We start from the raw sequence: 23,299 nt of genomic DNA, 5'->3' as shown, positions 1-23,299 counted from the left end.
GTCCTTACTTGTTGGTGATTGTCTGCCAGATGGCGACCGCAGTTGATGCGATGGCCGCGAGCATGGCTATGGGGGTGGCGTACGCGCGAAGCGGGGAATCTGCCCGATCCTCCAGCTTTCGGAGTCGCTGTTCGTGATCCATGGCGTGCTGGAGCAAGGTGTCCAACTTCGTTTCGATTCGCACGAGTCGTTCGCCGACCGTTTCGCCACCGATCACGTGATTGCTCCCGGTGTCGTCGATCATAGGAAGTACTCCAACCCGTTCAGAGACACCCAGACCGGGGACGCAACCGCATGGGAATGCGACCCGTGAGAGTGCGTGCTTTCGCTGATTCCCTGCGCATAGGCGTAGTGCTGATGACTACCGCCCGACGACGTCGAGTAGGTGCCCAGGGTGTAGTTCGAGTACGAATGAGAGTGAGAGCCGGCAGACGATGTGTAATCTCCGCCGTTCGTTGAACCACCGTGTGAATGGGTGGAGTCGGCTAGCTGAGTACTGTCCGCACGGGTCGTCGGCCCGACGATGGAGACCGACCCCGACTGGTTGAAGTCCACCTTCACGACGTTCGAGCCGTTCGCATCCCTCGCAGCGACCAGGGTTCGCAACCCCGACGGCCGATAGTCGCCGTCCACGGTGCATATGGCGGTCTGCGTCCCCGAAATGGAGACGCCACCCTTCCACTGCACTTTCCAGGACCCATCTTCCAGGACCCGGCGGAACATGAGATTTCCCTGCGAGTTCCCGTTATGGGCCATACCCGAAAGCAAGTTGGCTTGCTGCCAGCCCCCAACGCTGCTGGACGCCGTAATGGAACCGGCCTCCGCAATCTTGAAAGCGGCGAACAGGCTTGCACCCTGCTTGATGAGAATCGTCGTATCGCCGATGTTCGGCGAGTAGTCCGCCGCGAGTCTGACCCCGTCGATGACCGTCGAGTCATCGCCCGACAGCGTCACGGAAATCGTCGGTGCGTTCGAGGCGTCCCCGGCGGACACCGCCGTCACGACACCCTTGCGGATAGTCGAGGGGTCGAAGGAGAGAGGCGGCGCCATCAGCTGCGCGGCCAGGTCCCGGATGTCCCCCTCCGACACCCCGGGCCCGGGTGCAGCCTCGGGGACCGGAACGTCGTCGGGAGTGCTCGCAGGCTCGGCGGGAGACGTCACGACACCACCCGCTTCTGTCGGAGCCCGATCGGCTGAGTCCCGGTCACCTCAAGCGGCACGGTCAGCGTGTCGACCGCGTACAGGCCAGACACCCCCGACCGGGCCCGCACCACCTGGACGACGTCACCCGCGTCCAGCGCAGGGTTCACCGAGGCCGTCAACGACAGCTGCGACGAGAACCCGAGCTGCCCCCGCAACAAGCCCGCGGCGGCCGTGTCCGCCTCGGACTGCGTCTTGACGATGGGGTCCGTGACGGTCATCGGGACTTCCCCGTACGGGCCGAGGTGATACGTCGCCGACGTCGGCTGGTCGTCCCAGACGATCGAGCGGACCGGCGGAAGCTCATCGCCGACGGACTCACCGATCAGCACGACGCCGTTGTAGCCGGGCTCGTCCGTGAACACCGAGGAGAGGTCGAGCATCGTGCACCCCGGGCCCTCGATGTACGTGAAGGCGGGAGCCGGCAAGGCGTCGATGTCGACCGGGGGCGCGATGACGACAGCGCCCCGGGTGTCGAAGAACAGCTCACACCCGAGGGACACCGCTAGCTGACACGCCATGTCCCAGGGGTCGTCGTTGACGTCGTACAGCATCGGGGCCGACGTCGAAAGGGCCGACGTGATGCTGTCGTACGTCAAAGCGGGAAACGTACGGGCCAGAATGTCCTTGATGGCTTGGACGACGTTCGTCCCGACGGGGATGCTGTACGGGGACGTGAACTTGTCCCTGGACACCGTCCTCGACCGGTCGTACGCCTCCAACTGAATGTCGGGCGAACCTCCCACGGAGTCCGTGACGGTCGCTTTCGATATCCGGAACACGCCCAGCGGCATCACCTCTTCGGTGCCGTCGTCGTACCGGATTCCCCGGTACGGGCGTATCTCCGTCCCGTACGGGGTCAACAGATCCTCGGCGGACCGAGGAGTCAGTGTTCCGTCCGGGTCCACACAGGAAGCCACACAGCGACGCCGAATGGCTGCCGTCCGGTCGACCGCAACGTTCCCACCCGTGGCGGTCAACCGGAAAGCATCCTGGTTCGGTCCCTGGACGTCGATGTACGAGACGACTTGGTGTGAGGCTCGGATACGGGAGAGGAATCGTGCGGTTGCAGCTTCCATGCCCGCACCTCCTTACAAGTCGCTCGCAACTTCCGTGAACGTGAGAGACACGAAACGCAGCGGATCAGTCCACATGTGGCCGGTCAGCTGCGTTTCCGCGCCTAGGTCGCCGACAGGGCGCACCCACCACGCGTTGTCCAGGTTGGATTGGAGGAACAAGGTTCGGCCGGAATTCAGCAGCCGCCGCAGCTTGGCGTACTGGACGCGGTCACACTCCACCGTGATGGACACGGTGTCGCCCTTGTATCCCTCGGTCAGAACGATTGGCCGGTCCGCCCCGAGAGGCTGGAATACTGCCGACGTGTTCGACGTCGCCACCGCCAACGGGATGGCCTTGACCTTGAGCTGAATCGAACTATCTGGATTCAGCGGGTCCTTAAGCCACCACTCAGCAGCGTTGAGCGTCACTTCGTCGGACTCCGGGCCATAGCCCGAAGCGAAGAGGTCGCCGGCCAGACCGTACGAGACGGTTTTGGCGCGGTACTTCCTCGACGACAGCGGGATGATCGTCTGATCGATGTACGTTGCCAACCCCGTGAGTTGGTCGTACTTCAACAGCGCCCTCTCAGACCCCGGCAGCGTCTTCCACTCGCCGTACCCGTCGCCCAAGTCCTCGGCGTACTCCAGCAGCGGCACGTTGAAGATGGGATGCGTCGGCCGCCCAGTGCCGCGACGCCACACCGGGGAGTCCCCGAACGCCACACTGACCCGGTCCCAACACACGAAGTCGTTGACGGCCCGGTCCGTCGCCGACACGCCCACCTTGACGCGGGTGGTGCCGGTCGGGATGTTGAACGTCGCCAACGACTTCACCCACGTCGTGGTGTTGAACGACTGGCCCGCAGCAACCTGCGTCGACACCAGCTCGTTCCCGACGTAGAAGAACACCTTCAGGAACGGGGCCCCGGCCGTCGAGCCGAGGAACGCAGCCTGATAGGTGAGCTTCCCCCCGGACCGGGCGATCACCGCCGGGTCCACCGACGTGATGTCGACATAGTCGACCAGGGTCGCCCCCACCTCACCGCCGACCGTTGGGGCGGCCGGAGTCAGGAACCCGATCCAAGACGCCGTCCCCATGAGCGGAGTGGTACCCGAAGCGGGGGTGTACTGCCCGGTCACCGACTGGTTGCCGGTCGGGGCGACCCCGTTGGAGTCGTACACCGACAGGTTCAGGCTGTTGGAGCCGGACGACGGAATCGAAGCGTCCTGCCGTTCCGTCTCGTTCGCCCCAGCAGACGGCGCGACGGCCAACGGCTTGATGATCCCGATCCACGAACAGACCGCCCAAGGGTCCTGGTTCTGGACCGTGCCCTTACGCGAGTACGACCCCGTCGACACCGGCCCGTTCGAGTCGTACACACCAACCTGCGGGTCGGGGTGCGCGCCGACATCCGTCGAGTCGTCACACCGCTCGATCGTCTCGGTCGACGTCATGCTGTCGCCCGTCGCGGTCGTCGCCCCGAACGCGCAGACCCGCCACGCCTTCGAGTCGTTGTTCGTCACGGTCGGAGTCGTCAGCTGATAGCTGGACGAGGTGGAGTTCCCAGACTCGTCGATGAACTGGTTCGCCGCGGTCTCGCAGTTCCTGTACGCCACCACCTGAGTCAGGGCCGGGGTTCCCGAGCCGGAGAACGCTGCCGACCAGGACGCCGGCTCGGATGATCCGGCCGTCCGCTTCCACACCACGAACGTCAACGTTCCGGAGTGGTCATCACCGTTCCCGACGGTCTTCACCGTGCGGCGTACCTGCGTCCAGCCCGTGGGGGCCGTCGGTGTCGCCGTCCCCGAGAATGAGCCGAACGCCAACATCAGGTCGCCGGACACGACGCCCGTGGGCCGGTTCAGGGTGTACGACGCCTGTGCTCCGCCGTACCACCAGACTGGGGCCTTCCCCACGTACGCGATCGGGGGAACGGTCGCCGGGGGTTGGGTGTTCGCGATGCTCGTTCCGGTCGACGCGCTGTCGCGGTAGGCGAACGCCGACAGCCGCCACGCGTTCGGGTCGGTGTTCGCGATGGTGGCCGACGTCGGGTAGTAGCTGCCGCCCGACGACGTCGCTACGTTCTCCGTGGCCAACTGTGTCGACGTGTCCGCCGCACCCCGGTAGGCGACCACCACGGCCCGCTTGCGGAGCGCTGTGACGGGGAAGTCCCCGACCCACGTCGAGGGGTCGGCGGCGAGCCCGTCACGCATCATGACCGTGAGACCGACTTGCCCCACGTCGTTGATGACGGTGTCCACCAGCGTCCAGCCGGCGGGCGGGGTCGGGGTGCCGCCCTTCTCCGACGACACGTACGCCACCAACAGATCGCCGTCGGCGACCCCGGCCGGTTTGTTCAGGGTGTATCCGCTCCCGGACGTCGAGTCGGAGAACGCCGTGCCCGTCGCCACGTAGGTGAGCGACGGCGACAGCCCGACGTACGTCATCTTGAACTGCTTGGAGCCCTCCGAGCCCGTGCCCGACGCGGCGACGCGGGAGTACGAGGAAGCGACCGAGGCCGCCGCCCACGCTTCTGCCGTCACCGGGTCGTCGCCGTCGGACGCAGCCGACGTCAGGAGGTTCCGCGACATGTGCCCGCCGTGCGACCACACCGAGTTGGTGCCGTACATTAGCCCGACGTTGTCGACGTTGTGGACCGACCCCGAAGCCGCGGTGACCACCTGGAGCCGAACCCGGGCATAGACCGCCCCAGCAGGGGTCGGCCCGGTGCACGTGATCTCGGTCCAGGTCCCCGTCAGGTCCGTGCCGGTCCCGTTAAGCGTCCCCGATATCGCGGTGAACGACTCGTCGTAGAACAGCACGTCGAGGTTGACCGTCCGGGATGTGGTCTTGGCCTTGAACTGAGCGCGCGCCGTCACCGGAGTGGACGGCGCGATCTCCATGAACGACGACTGCGCGGACATCGTCCCGAGGGACGAAGCCGTGAGCTTCATCGAGCCGCCACCGACGTTGAAGAACGTCGTGGTGTCCTGAGCGATCGTGCAGTTCGTTGCCGTGTACCCGAGGCTGTCCGTCGTCGTTTCGAAGTCGGCCTGCTGGACCGACAGAAGGTTGGAGCCGTCCCGAAGCGTCAGGTACGCGTTCGAGGTGACCGGGTCTGCGATGACCGACTCGAACCCCCCGCCGCCTCCCGTGCCCACTCCCGCGAACCCGCCACCGGGAACACCCGGGGCCGCTCCCTGGACGGTGAACGCTCGACCGGCCCATGCCGACTGAGCGTCGAACACGGAGCGGGCCCGTACGTAGATGTAGTACGCGTCCGGAGTGAGAGCGGTCGGAAGGTTGAAGTTCGTGATGTCGCCGGACACCGAGCCGGCATACGTGGCCGACGAGGTGTCAGGGTTGAACGTTGACAGGCCCTGCTGGACAGCGGTGAAGATCTTGTACTCCGCCGACTTCTGCTGGTCGCCGTCAGAGTGGGTGTACGTCCAGTCGACGACCGGAGACGGCGAACCCACGGTGCCAGTCGGCTGGTTCACCTTGACGGTGGGCCGGACCCGGTAGTTGATCGTGGCCCACACCTTGTACACCCGAACACCGTCGTTCGGGGGCACGAGGTACGAGAACACCTGGACCATGAGCCGGTTGAGCCGGTCGCGCGTCCAGGGCTTGCCGACCGGGTCGACGGTGTACGTGCCGACCTCATAGTTGGCGATCGTCATCGTCGGGTACAGGGTCCGGCTGGTGTAGCGGGACGTGTCCTCCGTCGACAGCATGTTGACCGTGACGGACTTGGTTGATGCCAGGGTCTTCTTCACCCGGATGTTGATCGTCACCGATGTGATGACAGCGCCGTCCGGGATGGAACCGGAAGAGATGTCCACCGGGAACTTGACGGTCGCACGCCCCTTGTACGAAGGGCAGGAGGCGTACTTGGTGTCGTCGTCGTTGTTCCAAGCCTGGTAGCAATGGGACACACCACTACCACCGAACGTCCAACCCTCGTTCCTGTAGTCGGAGTTGCAGTAGTGGTTGTAACTGCCCATGGCTAACCCCTCTTTCCGGTCCCTGCCTGAACTGCCATGCGAAGCTTCGGAACCAGATCGGTTTCCATCCGCTTCACCGCCTCGACCGAGGCGCCCCGGGCGTCGATACGGAAACAGCCGTCCTCGAAGACGACGTCACCGCCGGACCCGCCGCCACTTCGGCGGAGAGTCCGCGTGCGGTTGTTGGCGTCGACCCGTTCGCCGCCCCGGAAGTACGCCATTTCCGGACCGCGTTCGCCGACGAGATGCCAACCACGCGTCGCCGAGGTGGTCCCCAGCGCGTAAGGCGAACCGGGGACGCTGCCGCCGTACCGCGACTTGATGTAGCTCGCAGACGCGGCCATGTTCGCGAGCGGATCGAGGATGTTGTTTGACGTCCCCGCCACGTGATACGCCGCGAACGTGGGCGGGATGACCTGCATCAGGCCCTGAGACGGCACACCGTTGGTGGCGTTGATGTCCCAGTTGTTGATGGCGTTCGGGTTACCCCCGGACTCCGCCGCCATGAGCGCCAAGAACGCCTGCAACTGGCCCGGAGCCAGACCCGCCATCGCGAGAGCCTGAGCAGCCAACGGAGCCCACGCCTGCACCGACTTGGCGCCAGCGACAGACATCGACGTGTAGGACGCCTTCGCGTCGGCGTCCTTCTTCACCAGCTTCTCGATCATGCCGTCAAGGAGCTTCTTGGTGCCGCCCTTCAGGATCTCCCCGAAGTGACCGGCCATGTTGAAGCCCGTCACCTGCCCCAGCACCCCATCGAACAGGGCGCGGATCGCGGCCTCACCGATGAACCCGAGGACCATCCCAGCACCGGCCAGGGCGTTCTTCACGGCGCCCCCGACGACGCTCTTGAACCCGTCGTCGCCGTCCTTCACCTCGGGGTCGGCCGGGTCCTGTCCGGCGGTGCCTCCACCAGGTACCGGGATCTCACCCGGGACGACTCCGCCGACAGCGGCATGCCACCCGTTCGGCGCATCCCTGTGCCACGCCTGGACGCCGCCCAGCGATCCGCCGGCCACGCCGCCCTGAGCGAAGCCGTACGCGGCAGCTGCACCGCGCGACCCCGCGCGCCCGTTGCTGAAGTGGTAGTTCGCTCCGTGGACGAACCCGGCGCCGAGACCTCGAACGGCCTCGGGGACCAGGACTCCTTCGCCCTTGGAGAGGACCGCCGGGACGGTGTCCTTCCCCGGGGCGTAGCCGGAGAGGACCCCGCCGCCACGACTGAAGTTCATCGTGGCACCGACTTCTCCGCCTTGCGCGTAGCCGACGACTCCACCCGTGGCGAACCGGCCACCACCCGTGCGGCTCCCGCCGACAACCCCGCCTTCGGCCAGGTTGATCTTCAGACTGTCGAGGCCGACCGCACCAGCGATCTTGTTCCAGACACCGACGATCGTGCCGATGATGCCCTTGATCTTGTCGACGGCACCCTGAATGACGTCAGTGATCTTTCCCCAGATGTCGGACGCGACTTCCTTCACCGTGTTCCAGGCAGACGACCAGGCCGACTTGATGGCGTCCATGCCCGACGACAGCGCCGACTTGATGGCCTCGAAGAACGCAGACCACGCTGCCTTGATGGCGTCCCAGACCGACTGAGCGGCCGTCTTCACCGCGTTCCACGCGGCAGTCCAAGCAGCCTGGAAAGCAGCCTTGAACGCGTTGTAAATCGTGTTCAGGCCGGTAAAGAACGCCTGCCACGCGGTCTTGATCGCCGTCCAGATCGTGTTCGCGACCGTCTTCACGGCGTTCCAGAACGCAGACCAAGCAGCGGTGAAAGCTGCCTTGAAGGTGTTCCACACCGCGTTCATGGCGGTAAAGAACGCAGAGAAAGCCGTCTTCAGCGCGTTCCACACCGCCTCGGCCGCCGTCTTGATGGCATTCCAAGCCGCTGTCCACGCCGTGCGGAGAGCGTTGAGGGTCGTGGTCGCCGCGGTCTGAAGCGCCGTCAGTACTGCCTGCCATGCCGTCTTGAGCGCGTTCCAGACAGCCTCGCCGGCCGTCTTGATGGCGTTCCACGCCGTCGTCCAGGCGGTACGGAGCGCGTTCATCGTCGCCGTCATCGCCGTGGACAGGGCGGTCAGCACCGCCTGCCATGCAGTCTTCAGCGCGTTCCAGACCGCCTCGGCCGCCGTCTTCAGCGCGTTCCACGTCGCCGTCCACGCGGTCGTGAGGGCGCCGGACACCGTGGTCCACACCAAGATCATGTTGTTGATGAACGTGTTCCAGCGCTGCTGAAGGAACGTCCACACCGCCTCGGCCGCAACCTTCAACGCGTTCCACACCGCGTTCCACGACGCGACCAACGCCGTCTTGACGGTCTCCCACCGGGTGACCAGGAAGTAAATCCCGACCGCCAGCGCGGCGACCGCAGCGATGACCAGACCGATCGTCAGGGCCGCCCCCGCCATGAGCAGCAGGAACGGGCTGGACGCCACCGCCAGGGCGACCGTCGCCACCGTCTGGGCTACCGTCGCGATCGTCATCGCGATCATCGCGACGCGGAAGGCGACGAAGCCGACCACCAGGGCCTGAATCACGCCTGGGGGCAGAGCAGCCACGATCTTCAACAGGCTCGTCGCCAAGCCCAGAGACAGAGGCCCAAGCCCGACCATGGCCGCGCCCACGTTCTTCAGGGCGTCGCCCAGCGCCTTGAAGAACTCCTTCACCGACGGGGCGTACTGGTTCACGGTCTGTACGAACCGCTGGAACCCGCCGCCGTCGGCCCACCCCTTAAGTGCGCGGGACCCTCGTTCCAGGGCCTCGGCGACGGACACGCCCAGCGGGGCGAACGCCCGGAACCCAGTCCCAAGGACCGACAGAACGTTCCTGCCAGCGGCTATGAGGTGGTTGAGGGCGGGCACGCCATTCTTGATGATGACGGAGATGAACCGGTCCAACCCGCCGTCGTTGACCCAGTTCTTGAACGCCGTCGCGACACCCTGAATCGCAGGCGTCACCGCGCGGACGACTGGCGCCAACTTCCCGATGCCCGCAGTAATCCCCTGGATAGCCGTGCTCGCCACGGACAGCGTGTCGTTCTGCGTGTCCCGGATGAACTGCTGCCAGGCAGCCTTCATCTTGTTGACGTTGCCGACGAACGTCGTCTGCACCGGGGTCAGTTGCTTGTGTGCTGCGGCCAGGGCGAGCGTCGAGGAGATGGCGCCCTTCATGGCAACACCGAAGATGCCGAGAGCTGAGCCGGCGCTCGCACCCATGGCGATGGTGGCGGCGCCAACTCCAGCCGCCGCAGTGCCAATCGGGATGAGCGCCGGACCCAGAGCACCGGCCGTCGCGATCATCGCGCCCATGCGCCCCGTGAACGTGTTCAGCCCGGACGAACCGCGCTGCAAGTCACGCTGCAAGCTGGTGATGTCGCGACGGGCCGCAGTCACACCGGTCCCGCTGTACGTCGAGAAAATGGTGAAGCCGAGAGCGGTAAGTGTTGCCATGGTGCCTATTCCTCACTCGGCTTGCGCAGGATCTCATTCGGTCGCGGGTACGGCCTGAACTCGACGGGGTTGTCTTCCGGGTCCTCGCAGAAGTGAGCGGCACCCAAAAGGACGTTGGTGTGCTGCACTTCCTCATGGAGTGCCGCCAACACCGTTTGCAGATAAGCCGGACCGACGGGCCCGGCGGCGCGTTCGTATGCTCGCCACTCGGAAAGCTCACGGCTTGTGTGAGTGGCGAGCAATTGGGGGACAGGCATCCCCAGAGCGAGAGCTAGTCGGAAGTAGAACTCTCGATCGGGGTTTCGCCGAAACCCTCGGCCAGATCCTCGATGTCCTCATCTGAGAACGCGTTCAGTTCGTTGATGGCGTCGAAGACGCGGCCGAGCGCGGCCGACGACTTGTTGCCGAGCATGCGGATATCGGCCCGGTTGAACATGAGTTCACCGGCCTCGTTGATGATGCAGAGCGTTGCGAGGCGGGCGCGGACATTCTCGATGTTCCGCTTAGCCGACCCATCCCGCTTCATCTCCACCAGCGACGCTTCGAAGTCGTCCCGCTCCTTGCCGGTGAGCATCCGAATTCGGATGTCTCCACCCCACTCCGGAACCGAGACATCCTTGGTCTTGAGGTCTTTAGCGTCGAGGATCTGATCGCGTGACAGAAGTGCCATGACTTTGCTCCCAACGGGTCTGATTCGGGCCAGAGAGCGGGGCGAGAAGGGACCCGAAACCTTCCCGCCCCTGCTTTGGGGTTACGGGCCGATGCCCGCCGCTGCGATCGATGCCGCAGCCTGTTCGAGGACGTCCGTAAGGGCGCGCTCGACCTGGGGGCCGTCGTCGGCGATCGTGGATCGGAACCACGACCCGCCGCGCTGCTGGACCCAGTTGTTGGAGTTGCCGAACACCGGGTGCCGCCATCCCCTGACGCCGTTGTCCAACCCCCGGGGCAACTCGGCCTCCTGGGGGTCGGCCATGGACGTCGTGAAGCGGACACCGATGTCGGTTGTCGTCGAGGGCTGGACGCTCACACCAGCGGCCACACGGCCGCGGAGTCCGGTGTGTTTCCGCCCCCGGGCCGGCAGAGCCAGAGCGGCTCGCCGGGTGTCGTTGGCGATGGGGTCGGCGGCCTTACGCAAGGCGTCGCGCAGGTTGCCGGGCATCGCCGGATCGGTCTCACGCAATTGGGCCGAAACGGTTTCCCATTCCGGCCCAAGAACGATCGATACTCCCGCGCGGTCCGCCATCAGCTCGTAGCGCGAGTGATACCGGCGCGCTGCGTCGGGATCTTGACCTTCGTCTCCGAGAGGTCGCCCACCTTGCCGTCCAGCGGGCTGTACTCCAGCAGGATGCAGGTCCCGGTGTACTTCGGATTGGTCGCCGAGACCGCCGAACTGGTCGGCCGCACCTCGATCGTGAACTCGGTCTCGTTGTTGTAGAGCGGGTACAGAACCGCGTCGGTCGAGCCGTTCGCGTAGTCCTGCTGGATCTTCAGCTCGAACGAGTCATCCTTGAGACCCGCGACGCGTTCACGGCCACCGCCAGAGAACGACGTGGTTTCCACGTCATCCTTGGAGAGATTGACCGTCACTTCCGACACATGGTCGGAGAAGTTCGTACCGTTCACTACGATGTAGCAGTCTTTCAGGACGACCTTACCCATTGTCCGTAGACCTTTCAGGAATGGCCTTCTTGAAAGGCCGGACGGTGGCACGCTTCACGGTGCCCGCTTCGAGGAGCGACAGCTCCTGGTTATCCGTCAGCTGAAGTTCGATTACTTCACCAACGGCGCCCCAAACGCATCGGGGGCTGACCACCTCGTAAAGGCGGAAAGGGATCGGCTCCGGCTCAACCGGAGTTGCAGGCACTGCCTGCCGAATTGTCATCAGCCGACCCTGACGATCGCCACCGTTACATCGGTAGCCGGCGAGACGGTGATGGTGGCCCGGCCGTTGCCGTCGCCTGAGTCGTACTCCTTGCGGAGCGGCACCCATACCTCAGTCGGGGTACCCGATCCGTCGGCGAGGGTGAAGTCCGGATCGGGGTTCGGCTCGCCGTAAGACGTATTGCCGGGTGCGGCAACCGTTACGGTCGCCGGAGTCGCGCCGGAGTTCCGGTAGATCGCGAAGGTGTTGTAGCCGTTTCCGACTTCCGCCGTGTCCGATGCCGATGCGGCGCCGAACGTGGGGGCAGTCCCGGCAGCTACGACGTTCTGCGTTGCGAGAGCAGCCATGCCCTTTCTCCATTTCTTGTCACGTGACGGTGACGCAAAGGCGCAAGACCGCGCCGACGAAATTGGTTCCGGCGGTATCAAAAGTGCCGCCATAGCCGCGCATTCGGTCCACGAAGCAATCGACGTCGGGCAAGCCCAAGTCGCTGTTGTGGAAGATGAATTCGCGGATGGATTTTGGGCCACGACCAGTCACGTACTGGTCGAGCCGTTCTTGAGACTCGCGCGTGTCTGTACGGGCGACGACAACGAACAAGTCGAACCAGTACCGGTCGCCACCCATGCGCATCGAGCCCTTGAAATCGGACTCCGACGGCTGGATCACACACGCCGGACTGTTCGTCACATCCGGGGCCGTGTCGTACACATTCAGTCCGGCCTGAGACACCGTGCGCTTAATGGCGTCACGAATCTCCGAAAGGGAAGACGTCATGCAACGAACACCGACCCTCGCACGTATGCGCGCAGCTTGTTCTGTGCGATCTGGTTATCGCGGACACGCACGATCTGCCCGAACTGGTCAGACCCGGCAATGCCCATTCGGGCGTCCTTGAGCTGGAACGTGTCGGACGCGAGAATGAAGCACGCCTGCTTGACGTCGTCGGGGACTTCCGCCCAGCCCCAGTTCGCCGTTACGCGAACCGAAGCCCGACGGGACCAGCGGAACCGCTTCTGTCCGACCGCCGTAATGCCGGTGAACGGCCACCCAGGGAGACCGTTCATCGTTCCGTTGTACGGGGTCAGCTCGTAGTCCCCGACGTCCCACAACGTCCCGAACGTGCCGTCGTCGGAATCGTCCGTCTCGATGACGAGACCGGCGTTTGTGTGGAAGTCGTCGACATGCAGCCGGTATGCGACTTCCGGCTGAAACACGCGCGCCGTAGCCGAGCCGGCCGAGTTGAACTGACGATGCGTGTACTTCTCGATTTCGCGCGATGCGGACGATATGGCATTCGCTATCAGCGCGTCGTACATGTCTGACTGAATCGCCATGTACGTCTTGAGTTCTTCGGTAGATATGTAGTCGTCGCCGATAGCCACACCGTCCGCCTTTCGGCCTACTTGTAGTAGTCGAAAACGACAGACTTGGAGCCGTCGAGAGCGGTAGTCGTGGTGAACGTGTTCGACTCGACAGCAGTCGCCGAAACGGTCGAAGCGGCGATAGTGTCCACGGCGTCCGCGACGAACAGGTTGACGAACGTCTTCCGCGAGAACTTCACCGGCAGACCGAGCTTGGAGCCGGTACCGATTGCCGTAGTCGCCCCGGTTCCGTCGTGCGCCGGAATCGTCACGCTCGTGACGGTCGCGAACGCCTTCGAGCCAGTCACGGTCCCCGTGGTGTTCACCGTGAACGCCGGAAGGGTCTCCGTGATCACGTCGCCGTGCGTGTTGGTCCCCGTGATGACGACCTGGACCGCCTTGACGTCAGCAGCAGTGCCGCCCGCCGTCGCCGTGATGTTCCGAGGCACGTCCGGGTTGGTGAGACCGGTCGTCACGACCTGGTCGACCCCGGTGTCTGTCACCGCCGCGTGGACGGCCGTGCCAGCGCCGAGGAGCGGCGTCCCGTAGTTCGCCGACAGGATGCGCGAACGCCCCTGGCTGTACTGGTATCCCTGAACTCCCATAACGCGTACTTCCTTTGGGTTTGCGGACCGCGCTTGGCCCATGCGAAAGGGCCGTCCCGGGATCGGGACGGCCCGCGTTGACTCGTGTCAACGAACAGCAGAAGAGAGGGTCAGGAGTCGAGGCCCGTCAGGGTGCCGAACGCCTTCGGACGGATGTGGACCATGACCATGCGGGTGTCCATGCGGATCGCCTGCTTGCCGTTGATGAAGTTGGTGTCATGGCTGTTCGTCACCTGGACGTCGATGCCACGCTTCACGCCGAGGAAGGCGTAGCCGGAGTAGTCACCGGTCACCATCGTTCCGGCCACCGCGGCCTGTGTCTGGACCACCGGGACGCCCCACAGGACGGACGGCGCACCCGACGCGGGGTTCGAGTAGATGTACTGGCCGTCAGCCGTCTTCAGCAGCATGACGGGCTGCCAGGCAGCAGCGTTCAGGAAGCACACCGACGGCTCGGCGAAGCCGTCCGTACGGATGGTGGTGAACAGCTTGTACGACGCGTCGAGGAGGGTGTCAGAGCCCAGCGCGCGGGTCTGGATGCCGACCTTGTTGACGGTGCCCAGCAGGTTCGGGGTCGAGCCGTCGCCCTGGAGGACCTGAACGTCGATCTTCTGACGCAGCATGTTCTGAAGACGGGCGTGGACGTACGCCTCGGCCCCGGGCTCGTCCTCCAGCTGCTCGTCAGTGACCGGAATCCAGACGGTCATCTTCTCGACCGGCTGGTTCCGCTCGGTCAGCGCCAGCTGCGCTTCGCCGAAGGTGGCGCCTTCCTGCGTCATTGCCGCGCCGTTGGTGTAGGTCGTCTCCTCCATGTACTTGTACCCGGTCTGCGAGATCGGGACAGTCACGAGGTGATCGGCGACCGAGGGTGCGGGCACCATCGGCTTGAGGGTGACGAGACCGGATCGGGTCACCTCGGGGGCCCAGCCGGCGCCGGAGACGCGGCCGGTCTGAAACAGGGTCTTCACGTCCACGTCCAGATGGGACTTCTGCCCCTTGGACTTGAACGCCTCCGACTTGGTGAAGTGCTCGGCGATGGACAGCTCACGGCCGCCCTTCGTCTCGCGGCCCTGGTCGCCGCCCTTGAACTCGGCCTGCTCGGCGTCGTACTCCATCGCCGACTCTGCGGCCTGCTTCAGGGACTTGGCGCCCTCCACGGCCTGCTTGAGCGGCACCAGTTCAGCCTGCTTGGCCTGAATCCAGGCGAGCTTGGCGGCCTTGTCGCCGGACACCGACTTGATGTTGTCGAGGTTGTACGCGCCGGTCGAGTCCTTCGACTCGGCCATGACGGAGGCGAGTTCCTTGCGGGCGTGGTCGAGCTTGCCCTGAGCCTCGGTGAGTGCGGGGAATTCCATGGTGTTACTCGCTTTCGAGTTCGGCAGCGACCAGCGACAGGATCAAGTCCGTGTCGTCGTCGGCCTCGGGGGTTTCTTCTGCGGAAAGAAGGGACTTGAGTTCGTCGAGCTTTGCGGCGAGTCCGTCCAGACCCTCGGCATTCACCCGGGACAGCTCTTTGCCCTTCTGAGCGCGGAGGGCGACCACCCGACCCGCACTTTCAATCACGGAGTCCACGGCCGCGACCACGGCCGTAACTTCCTCGTTCAGGGTCTTGTGACCCTTGGCGTATGTGGTGTGTGTTCCAACACCCGCACCGCGCAGAACCGGCGAAACCTCGTGGACGGTCATGCGCTTGAGTACGCGCACCGATTTTCCTTCGAAGTCGCCCTGTTCGCTGTCGTCGACATTGAAGCCGTAAGACCACTCCTGCTTGTCGCCGAGCGCCTTCACGGTTTCGAAGTGATCGCGACCGTGGGTCGTGTTCATGAAGAACTGACCCTTCATGACTACCTTGTCGCCGACTTCCTGGATGACGCCCTTCCCTACAGGTAGAGCGCCCTCCCAAGTCTTGTGGTTGTACGCGGAGATCACGACTTCCGCGCCGTTCTCGAACGCACCCTTGCGGGTCACGTCGTTGTCCTTGTCGACAACGTCGAGCGTCGCGAAAACCGCCTCGACCTCTCCCTTGCTCTCGTCCTTGATCTCGACGCGAGCGAGCGACTTCTTATCCATTCCGCCCCCTCCCGGGGTAGTTGCGCCCGGTCAGGGCTTCTTCGGTGCGGCAGGCTTCGCAGCAGCCGCAGGTTTCGCGGGGGTCGCCGCGGGCTTGGGCGCACCCGGGCCGGCGGGCTTGGCTGGACCGGCAGCAGCACCCGGAGACCCGGGCGGAGCGGTCATCAGGGCCTGCCCCGTGGGCGACCAGATGTCGGCCTTGGGGTCGTTCTTGAGCTTGCTCAAGTCGTTGTTGTCGACTGCCTCAACGGCAGACTCAGCGGTGAACCCGGCGGTGATGAACGCCTGAATCGCTTTCGCCTGGGCTTCCATGATGTTCGCCTGACCCTGCGTCTCCTCGACCTCGTTATCCGGGTCAACAGGGGGCTGCATCTGGACCGACACAAGGCCGGTGTGCTTGGTGAGAAGTTTCCGAATGTCGTTAGACTCGACGGCCGCGACAGCCGCGTCAGGCTCAAACCCGGCTTTAATCGCAGCGTCCACCGCGTTCATGTCGATACGCATGATCTCGGCACGGTCGCGCTGATCCTCACGGAGGAATGCGATACCGCTTTCATCCCACCAGAGTTCAGCCCCGGCAGGTATACGAAGGAGAACCGAGAGGCTTGCTACCGCCATGCGCCAGAGAGGCCGGATCGTTCCATCGGCGAAACGGCGCCTGTTCGCAGCCATGTTGCCGGAGTTGAGCGCCGACCCCTGCATACCCTCGCTGAAACCGACCCATGACGGCGGTACCTGAGCAGCCGACGCGATACGCGACTCGCCCTTGCCGACGATCCCCGAGAAGTCCATCGACCGGAAATCATGGGACAGCGGAGTGACGTCCGCACCACCCATGAGGAACAGCGTCTTATACGCCTGCCAGGCGCCGGAATGGTTCCCGTTGAACGCCTCTACGAACTCCTCGAAGTCCTCACGAGACGTTTCCTTGTCGAAGGTGACAGCCATGTTAGGAACAGCGGCGTTATCGAAGAACGCACCCTTGTGCTTCGTGGCGCCCTTGTCCGCCTCGATCTCCCGGAGAACCGGTGTCATCCACGAGATACCGCGAAGCTGTGCCGCCGGATCAGGGATCGGCGAGTAGTGCGCAACCTCGCTTGCCTTGAGCAGCACCCGAGGCGCCGCCGGCCGACCACCAACAGCAGCTTGCGGCGTGTACACCACACCCGCGAGATGCGCGTCCAGGGCCCGAGGATCGTTGGACTTGGACGCGATGACCATCGTCACCCAGTCCGGCCGCAGACGGGCCAGACGCAGCCCCGTGCCCCTGCGTGCACGCTCGCCGAAGTCGCCCTGGTCGTTGGTGAGCGTCCACCAGCTGTTGCCGGTCAGGCTGACGTCCTGCTCCATGCGGGAGAGGAGTTCACCGGTCGTCCCGCCGGGCCACGGCGTTTCGAGGATCGACAGCTCGGGACTGCCGAACAGCTTCCCGTCCTGCTTGGACCGGAACTTGAACACGGCCTCGGAGAACACGAACTGCCGGGCGGTGACGCACGCGAACACCGGGCCGTTCGCCTTGTACGCGCCCTGGACGTAGCCCTCGAAATCGTTCTCGATCTTCTCGCGGTCAGAGCCTGTCGAGGAACCGGCAAACGCTGCTGCCTGATTCAGCGGGTGGTCGGGCGACCAAATCGAAAGGTTCCTGCCGTCCCAACCGCCAGACCTGAAATTCTTCAGGCGGGAGGCGAGCTGCTTACGTATGTCCATCATGTGTTCTCACCCGCCCCATGCTGCCAACGGCTTCGGTTTCGGCTTGTTGACTTGCTTCCGGTAGCCCCACACCGCATTGGTCACTGCGACCAGCGGGGAGATATCCACGGACGAATTCCGCTTGTCCCAGGCCCAAAGGTCCGCAAGCTCTCGCTTATCGGCACCCGCTACAGCGGCTTTGAGTTCCGGCTGATCGATATGGACGATGTCCGGGTCCGGCCCCTGGCCGCGCGGAACGACGCCGGAATAGAAGTCGCCGCAACCTTGGGCGAACTCGCGAGTTGTAGGCGTCAAGATCTTCACTCCAGCCTTTTCCAACTCGTCGATGTACGCACCGGCTTGGGTGCCCTTGTCGATGACGAACACCGAACCGCGGTGCCTCTTGAACAACTCGACCGCACGGGGGACGACCCATTTGGTTCCGGGCCGGTGGTCCATCACGCCGTTCTGCCCGGTCACCTCGATGTGGCATTTGCCCTCACCGTTGCCACCGGCCGCAGCGATGCACGAATAGCGAAGGTCAGGGGTGGTGTCGATGCTGAACACCGGGGCGCCCTGAATCTTCGAGAGAGGGTCGAGCCGGTTCATCCACGCGGCTTGGCTGATGACCCGCCACGCCTCGCCCAACACCGGCCAGTCGCCGACGGACAGACGCTCCGTGTTGAAGACGTCCGGGTCCATGCCGTTGAACTCAGACTGGATGTTGTCGATTTGGAGCCGGTAGCCAAGCCCAGGATTCGCGCGCGCCCACGTGCGAGGGTCGTCCCGGCGGTCCGTGTGCTCGGTGCAGTCGCGGTAGCACATCTCGTCGCACAGGTCCGCCGACCACTCCGCGAAGAACAGGCGAGGGTCGGAGCCGGCGATGCCTCGGTCACGGGCGCGGCCGAAGTGCTCGGAGTCCCGGTCACCAGCCGAACCGGCGTACATGATCTGCACATCGGGACGGGCCGACGTCGCGAACTGCATAGCCGCGACCTGTTCGTTCTTCAGGATCATCGCTTCGTCCATCACCAACTTGTCGATGGAGAAGCCACGCGCGGCGCCCTTGGTGCGGGTCTTGAAGATGAGACGCTGCCCGTTGGCGAGAGTGATCGATTCGTCTCCGTGGCTCCACTTGATGCCGCCCCGGGCCAACTCGCCCTTGAGTTCCGGTGTCCCGGAGATCAGAGACTCGATGCGCTGAAAATGCTCTTTCGACGTCGCGAACTCATGGGCCGAGTGACAGATCACCTTGGCGCCCATGAGGAACAGCCAAGCCAGTTCCAGGGCCTCCATAACGGTGCCCTTGCCGTTCTGACGGGCAACGATGAGCGCTATCTCATACGCGGACGACTTCCGCATTTGCTTGCCGAGGACCGAGTTGTAATACCACTCGTCCTTCTCGCCCAACGCGTGTTGCAGCACCCACTGTTGCCAGGGGTCAAGCTCCAGGCCCGCCAGCCGCGCGAGGTCGACGGCTGCCAGTCCGGCGCTGGCCACTTGGGTCGGGAGAAACGACAGCCGGGGGCGTTGATCCCCCTGGATTGGGGACGGAGAAAAGCCCGCGCTTGATTCGCTCAAGGCCGGTTTCCTCCTCTTCTTCAGACGGTAGTGCGTCCAACTCGCCCAAGATGGTTTGGAGTCGGAGGATCAGCGACGCTTGATCGCCAGTGCGAAGCTTGGATGCCGTGCAGGAATTGCAGCGGTTGACTTCCAGCTCGTTCGCGACGTAGTCGCGGATAGCTTCCAACTGCTCTCGCCGGGTCCCCTTGACGGCGTCCGTCAAGTCCTTGCGAGGGAAATGGATTTCAGCTGCATCGGAACTCAGAAATGGGTCTGTCACCGGAAGCCTCCCGTAACCACCAAAACCCGTACCTCCGGGGGAACTTCGAGGATTCGAGTAACGGCCGGCACAACCTTGAGCCGTACCTCTTGCTCGACGATGAACACCCGAGACGGCGGGGTGCCCCGGTCCAGGTCGTACGCGTCGACCACGGCGCCGGAGTCAGCAGCCGAAAGGGTGGCGTGAACCGTTGCGGACTCCGTCACGGTGACCGGGTCCACGCCGACCGGGAGATTTACCTCCGGGGACTGCTCGGTCTCGACGTACCGCAACCCATCCGACTGAACCGGCGGAGAAGCGACGATCGAACGTGCCTCGGCGAAAGATGCCGCGTCGGCGGCGCGCACCCGAACGGTGCCGTCGCTGTCGACGACGCCCAGGGGCTCATCCTCGGCCAGGTCGATAGGCGTGATGCCGTTGTCCCGCACCTGACTGGTCTGGTTCGTCAGACCAGGGAAGGAGACGACAACCCGGGCAGGGGCCGACTCCGTCGGCGCCATCGTGTCGACGCTCTTGATCGCAGCAACGACCACCGCGGATTCGGTGACCGTGGCCGAGTCGGCGGAGAACACATTCCGGCGGACACCGGTCTCGACGATGTACAGCGTGTCGTCGGTGTCCGGGACAGTGACGAACTGACCCTCACTGAATGAGCCACCCTGACCAGCAGCGGACAGGGCCGCCGGGGGAGCCGTCGCAGCCTCCGCGAACGCCCCGGACTCCTGCCCCAGCTTCTCGTTCCCGCCGAACGCATCGAGCGAGAACGTTTCCGCCGTCGTGACCGAGTCGCCGTTCGTGACCGCGAGCCGCCCAGACTCCGCCGCAGCGGCTGTCTCAGTCGCGCCCCGTACGCCCGTGCGCGGGGACGCCTCGACGACCCCGGCCGCCTCGGCGCCGGTCTGCGTCGCCGGGGGAGCCGGACCGCCCTCCGCGCCCGTACCGGTGTCCTGGTCAGACATCGACGCCACGATGGACGACGCCTCGGCCAGCGACGCGGCCTGGTCCGTGTGCAGCTCCCCGTACCCGGCCGCTCCGCCCTCGACGACAGCGAGGGTTTCGCCGGCTGAGACGTGGGCGCGCACCAGCTGCCCGTCAACGGCCCCGACCGCGTCAGCTGACGGAACGTGCGCGGCGACCTGTCCGGCCTCGGCCACGGTCGCCGTGTCGCCGTCAGACACGTACTGAATGACGCGCCCGAAGATGAGCGCGTGTGCGGGGCGCCCGCGACCGTACCTAGCCATCGCGGGCCCCTCTCAGATCAGCTGGACGACAGGGTCACCGTGGTGGTGAACACCCACGACGCGCCGGACGCCTTGGTACCGAGCGACGCGATCTTGTGGTTGATCAGCTGGTTCGCCGTCGCGCCGACACTGGCGAGCGTCGCGCCTGCCGTGACGGTGCCGGTGCAGACCGCCCAGCCCCACTCGTTCCACGCGAAGTTCCCGTGAGTGCTGTCGTACGTCGTCACGGCTGTGATGACACCGGCCACGGCCGTCGGCGCACTGTCCGCGATCTGATACCACGCGTTCGACCCGTTCGCCCCCAGCGCCGCATCCGAGGCGGTTGCAGCCGTCGCGGAGTCCCCGACACCGATCACAGCCTGAGTCGCGGTGAACGCTGCGGCACCAGTCCCGATGATCAGGTTGGTGATCCGCTGAAGACCGGCCGTCGTGATCAGGTTGCCGTCGGCCTCGGTCACCCGGTCCGGGTCGACGCGGTACGCCTCCCAGTCAGCGGCCAGGGGCTCACGCCCGAGGAAGTCCCGCAGCTCTGCTGTCTGCTCGGGGGTGTACTTGGCGACCCGCGCGAACGCATGCCAGCCGAGATTGTCAGGAGTGTTACCCATGTTTACGCCTCATCCCAGATGATCCATGCCAGCGCGTTCACGGTGGCGGTTGTGTTGACCCGGAGCTGCACGAACGATTCCGAGGAACCATTGCCGACCACCGGGTAGTTGCCCAACGGGTACTGATAGACGTACTGCTGGGGGACGTACAGCTTGTGAATGGTCCGGAGCGTCGTGTTCGACGTGATCGCAACCGCCCCGTAGCCGGTCGCTGCCGTGCCCATCGTCAGACCCGACGCGCTGAAGAGGTTGTTCAGCAACGGCTTGACGGTCGTCGTCGAGTGAGTTGTGAGACCGGTCGTCGCTGTGTCCGTCGTCGCCAGTTCCAGCAGAGTCCCAGTGGACGTCGCAACGTCCTGCGACCAGCCGACTTCCACGATGTTGATGCACTTGTTGTCTGGCACGTTGAGCTGCAACGCCACCTTCGCACCCGTCGCGTACGACGTGCCGGCCTGAATGCCCGTCGTCGCCGAAAGCGCAGCATTGTGCGCGATGTACAGGGTCATGCGTGAATCTCCTTACCACCGCGCAGCGCGGACAATTGCCTGTGGATTTGGCCCAGTTACAGCCGGAGGGCACGCCGCGGCAGTGATGCCGATCGTGCGGAGGATGCAGTCCGCGCCGGTCGCACTACCCGGCATCGACAGACCGCCCGTCCCGCCACCCGGAGCCGTCAGGAAGCCGGAATCATGGAACGTGCCGGAGTACGCCACCGCCCCGTTGTTGCCGCCGTCCCAACGCTCATATCCGGCACCGGTGTACGTGATCTTCGTCGAGTTCGGGTTTCGGGCAACCCTGGTGTAGAACCAGAAGACCGGGACCGTGTTCGTACCCGACGGGGTCGTTCCACCCGTCGTGTTCGTCTGCGTCGACACACCTTGGAAGTGCACCGGCTGCTTGGGGTCGGCACCCCGCCAGAACGTCATCGCCCCGAAGATCGGGGCCGTAATGCCCCCAGACGCGATGAACAGGAACGAACTCGCAGCTACGTCGTTCTCGTCGGCGATCCGGATGAACACGTGATCGGAGAACGTGTCAGTGGGGGCGTTCTGCCGGTACGTCTCCGTCCAGCCCGTGGGAATGCTCGACCAAGTCGCCTGATTCGTACCCGCGTTCATGATGATCAGGTCGCCGACGCGGAGGCCGGCGACCGGGACGAACACGAGGGTGTCTGTCGAAGCAGTCCCGAAGTCCTCGGACTTCCCCATGTACGTGACGTCGGTGTACGGGGTGTTCCCCACGTAGAGGACGTTCGACCCCTTCGGGTTGAGCGTGACCCCGGCCGCTACTGAGCCCTGCGGCCCGGACGTCGAGTACGTGAAGGTCGTCGTCTTGGCGCCCGACGACTCCGGACTGTCCGCCGACGACAGGTACAGGGACAGCGTGGCGTTTCCGCCCGCCGTGTCGAGCCGTTCCGTGCGGTTGTTCGTGAAGCTCCCGCCCGTGGCGTTGTCCTTCACCGCAGCGAAGTACACACCCCAGTCGTGGCCCTGGACCACCGACGGAGTCACGATCGTGACGGACGTGCCAGCTCCGGCCGAGCCGTTGTGGTCAGAGATCGGGAAGTCCGGGTCAACGCCGGAGTACGACACCATGTGCGCCGCAGCGATCACCGTGCCGTTGAAGTCGAACGAGTACGTGGACGGCTCCGAGGCCGCGTCCATAACCACCCGGTAGAACAAGGCGCCCTGGATGCTGCCCGCACTGCTGTCGCCACCGTCGAGGAGCGTCCAGCCAGCCGGGGGTGTGATGGTCCGCGACGACTGCAATGCGTTCAGCACCATCCAACACAGGACGATGCAGCCGTCCTCCATGACGGGGGCCGTCACGTCGAAAGGGTCCACCAAGGAAGTCCCGGAATGCGTCGCCACGCCGTCGATGAAATCCACGGCTACCCCTTTAGCGGTTCGTCACCCGAATTGTAATTGTTCGGTCGTCGGTCCGGCCGAGCGATGTAGAGATTCGGTTCGTGATGGTGTACGGCTGCCCCGCCGAACCGCCCGAAAGCCACACCGTGCACCGGTCCGATGTGTTCGACGATGAGTCGACGTTAATTCCCGGTGAGGCAATCATCGTGGATGTCGTAATCGTTTCTCCACCGGCAAGCCAGTACTGCCAGTCGAATGCGTAATCCAGCACCGCATCCGGGTCCTTCGTCCAGTCCTGAGCCAAGATCAACACCTCCCGGAATTATGCACGGCTATACGCGCCGGCTTGCGGCCATGGATGGATATGCATACGCGATTCCATGATCGACATGCAGGAGTGCGCAACGATCATGG

Annotated in this window: 20 protein-coding genes; all 20 read right to left on the bottom strand. The window is 64.7% G+C overall.

Annotated features, from left to right (window positions below):
* Positions 1-4 precede the first annotated feature (4 nt).
* The 20 genes from ACGFZA_RS16050 to ACGFZA_RS15955 all read right to left on the bottom strand — a co-directional run bounded on the left by ACGFZA_RS16050 (position 5) and on the right by ACGFZA_RS15955 (position 22,846).
* The gene (locus tag ACGFZA_RS16050) at positions 5-244 is read right to left on the bottom strand and encodes a hypothetical protein (RefSeq protein WP_393679587.1); all 240 of its coding nucleotides are present in this window, start codon (positions 242-244) and stop codon (positions 5-7) included.
* Positions 241-1,161: a hypothetical protein gene (locus ACGFZA_RS16045; RefSeq protein ID WP_393679585.1), complete on the bottom strand. Its 921-nt coding sequence runs from the start codon at positions 1,159-1,161 to the stop codon at positions 241-243. Before ACGFZA_RS16045 ends, ACGFZA_RS16050 begins: the two co-directional genes overlap by 4 nt.
* The gene (locus tag ACGFZA_RS16040) at positions 1,158-2,279 is read right to left on the bottom strand and encodes a DUF5047 domain-containing protein (protein ID WP_393679583.1); all 1,122 of its coding nucleotides are present in this window, start codon (positions 2,277-2,279) and stop codon (positions 1,158-1,160) included. The genes ACGFZA_RS16045 and ACGFZA_RS16040 overlap by 4 nt, the downstream gene beginning before the upstream one ends.
* Positions 2,280-2,291: 12 nt before the next feature.
* Positions 2,292-6,266, bottom strand: a complete 3,975-nt coding sequence (locus ACGFZA_RS16035; RefSeq protein WP_393679581.1) for a hypothetical protein — start codon at positions 6,264-6,266, stop codon at positions 2,292-2,294.
* A gap of 2 nt (positions 6,267-6,268) precedes the next feature.
* Positions 6,269-9,718, bottom strand: coding sequence for a transglycosylase SLT domain-containing protein (locus ACGFZA_RS16030; protein ID WP_393679579.1), 3,450 nt, complete (start codon positions 9,716-9,718; stop codon positions 6,269-6,271).
* 271 nt (positions 9,719-9,989) lie between these two features.
* A complete protein-coding gene (locus ACGFZA_RS16025) occupies positions 9,990-10,388 on the bottom strand; it encodes a hypothetical protein (protein WP_393679577.1) in 399 nt (132 codons plus the stop codon).
* A gap of 81 nt (positions 10,389-10,469) precedes the next feature.
* The gene (locus ACGFZA_RS16020) at positions 10,470-10,898 is read right to left on the bottom strand and encodes a hypothetical protein (protein WP_393679575.1); all 429 of its coding nucleotides are present in this window, start codon (positions 10,896-10,898) and stop codon (positions 10,470-10,472) included.
* A gap of 62 nt (positions 10,899-10,960) precedes the next feature.
* Positions 10,961-11,377 carry a hypothetical protein gene (locus ACGFZA_RS16015; protein WP_393679573.1) on the bottom strand — a complete coding sequence of 139 codons (417 nt, stop codon included), beginning with the start codon at positions 11,375-11,377 and terminating at the stop codon, positions 10,961-10,963.
* 222 nt (positions 11,378-11,599) lie between these two features.
* Complete coding sequence (locus tag ACGFZA_RS16010) at positions 11,600-11,947, bottom strand: hypothetical protein (protein WP_393679571.1); 348 nt, start codon at positions 11,945-11,947, stop codon at positions 11,600-11,602.
* A 19-nt stretch (positions 11,948-11,966) separates the two neighbouring features.
* Positions 11,967-12,377, bottom strand: coding sequence for a hypothetical protein (locus tag ACGFZA_RS16005; RefSeq protein ID WP_393679569.1), 411 nt, complete (start codon positions 12,375-12,377; stop codon positions 11,967-11,969).
* Entirely contained in the window at positions 12,374-12,985 is a 612-nt protein-coding gene (locus ACGFZA_RS16000; protein ID WP_393679567.1) for a head-tail connector protein, read from the bottom strand. The genes ACGFZA_RS16005 and ACGFZA_RS16000 overlap by 4 nt, the downstream gene beginning before the upstream one ends.
* A gap of 17 nt (positions 12,986-13,002) precedes the next feature.
* Complete coding sequence (locus ACGFZA_RS15995) at positions 13,003-13,569, bottom strand: hypothetical protein (protein ID WP_393679565.1); 567 nt, start codon at positions 13,567-13,569, stop codon at positions 13,003-13,005.
* Between the two features lie 110 nt (positions 13,570-13,679).
* Entirely contained in the window at positions 13,680-14,924 is a 1,245-nt protein-coding gene (locus ACGFZA_RS15990; RefSeq protein ID WP_393679563.1) for a phage major capsid protein, read from the bottom strand.
* Between the two features lie 4 nt (positions 14,925-14,928).
* The gene (locus tag ACGFZA_RS15985) at positions 14,929-15,639 is read right to left on the bottom strand and encodes an HK97 family phage prohead protease (RefSeq protein WP_393679560.1); all 711 of its coding nucleotides are present in this window, start codon (positions 15,637-15,639) and stop codon (positions 14,929-14,931) included.
* A gap of 30 nt (positions 15,640-15,669) precedes the next feature.
* Entirely contained in the window at positions 15,670-17,349 is a 1,680-nt protein-coding gene (locus ACGFZA_RS15980) for a phage portal protein (RefSeq protein WP_393679558.1), read from the bottom strand.
* A gap of 6 nt (positions 17,350-17,355) precedes the next feature.
* Positions 17,356-18,909, bottom strand: a complete 1,554-nt coding sequence (locus ACGFZA_RS15975; protein WP_393679556.1) for a terminase — start codon at positions 18,907-18,909, stop codon at positions 17,356-17,358.
* 258 nt (positions 18,910-19,167) lie between these two features.
* Entirely contained in the window at positions 19,168-20,349 is a 1,182-nt protein-coding gene (locus ACGFZA_RS15970) for a hypothetical protein (protein WP_393679554.1), read from the bottom strand.
* Between the two features lie 80 nt (positions 20,350-20,429).
* Entirely contained in the window at positions 20,430-21,017 is a 588-nt protein-coding gene (locus ACGFZA_RS15965; protein WP_393679552.1) for a hypothetical protein, read from the bottom strand.
* Positions 21,018-21,019: 2 nt separating this feature from the next.
* Positions 21,020-21,523 carry a hypothetical protein gene (locus ACGFZA_RS15960; RefSeq protein WP_393679550.1) on the bottom strand — a complete coding sequence of 168 codons (504 nt, stop codon included), beginning with the start codon at positions 21,521-21,523 and terminating at the stop codon, positions 21,020-21,022.
* A gap of 12 nt (positions 21,524-21,535) precedes the next feature.
* On the bottom strand, positions 21,536-22,846 hold the full coding sequence (locus ACGFZA_RS15955; RefSeq protein WP_393679548.1) for a hypothetical protein: 1,311 nt from the start codon (positions 22,844-22,846) through the stop codon (positions 21,536-21,538).
* Positions 22,847-23,299 lie beyond the last annotated feature (453 nt).

Source organism: Streptomyces sp. NPDC048211, from assembly GCF_043202315.1.
GTDB lineage: Bacteria > Actinomycetota > Actinomycetes > Streptomycetales > Streptomycetaceae > Streptomyces.
This window is presented reverse-complemented; position numbering and strand designations above follow the sequence as displayed.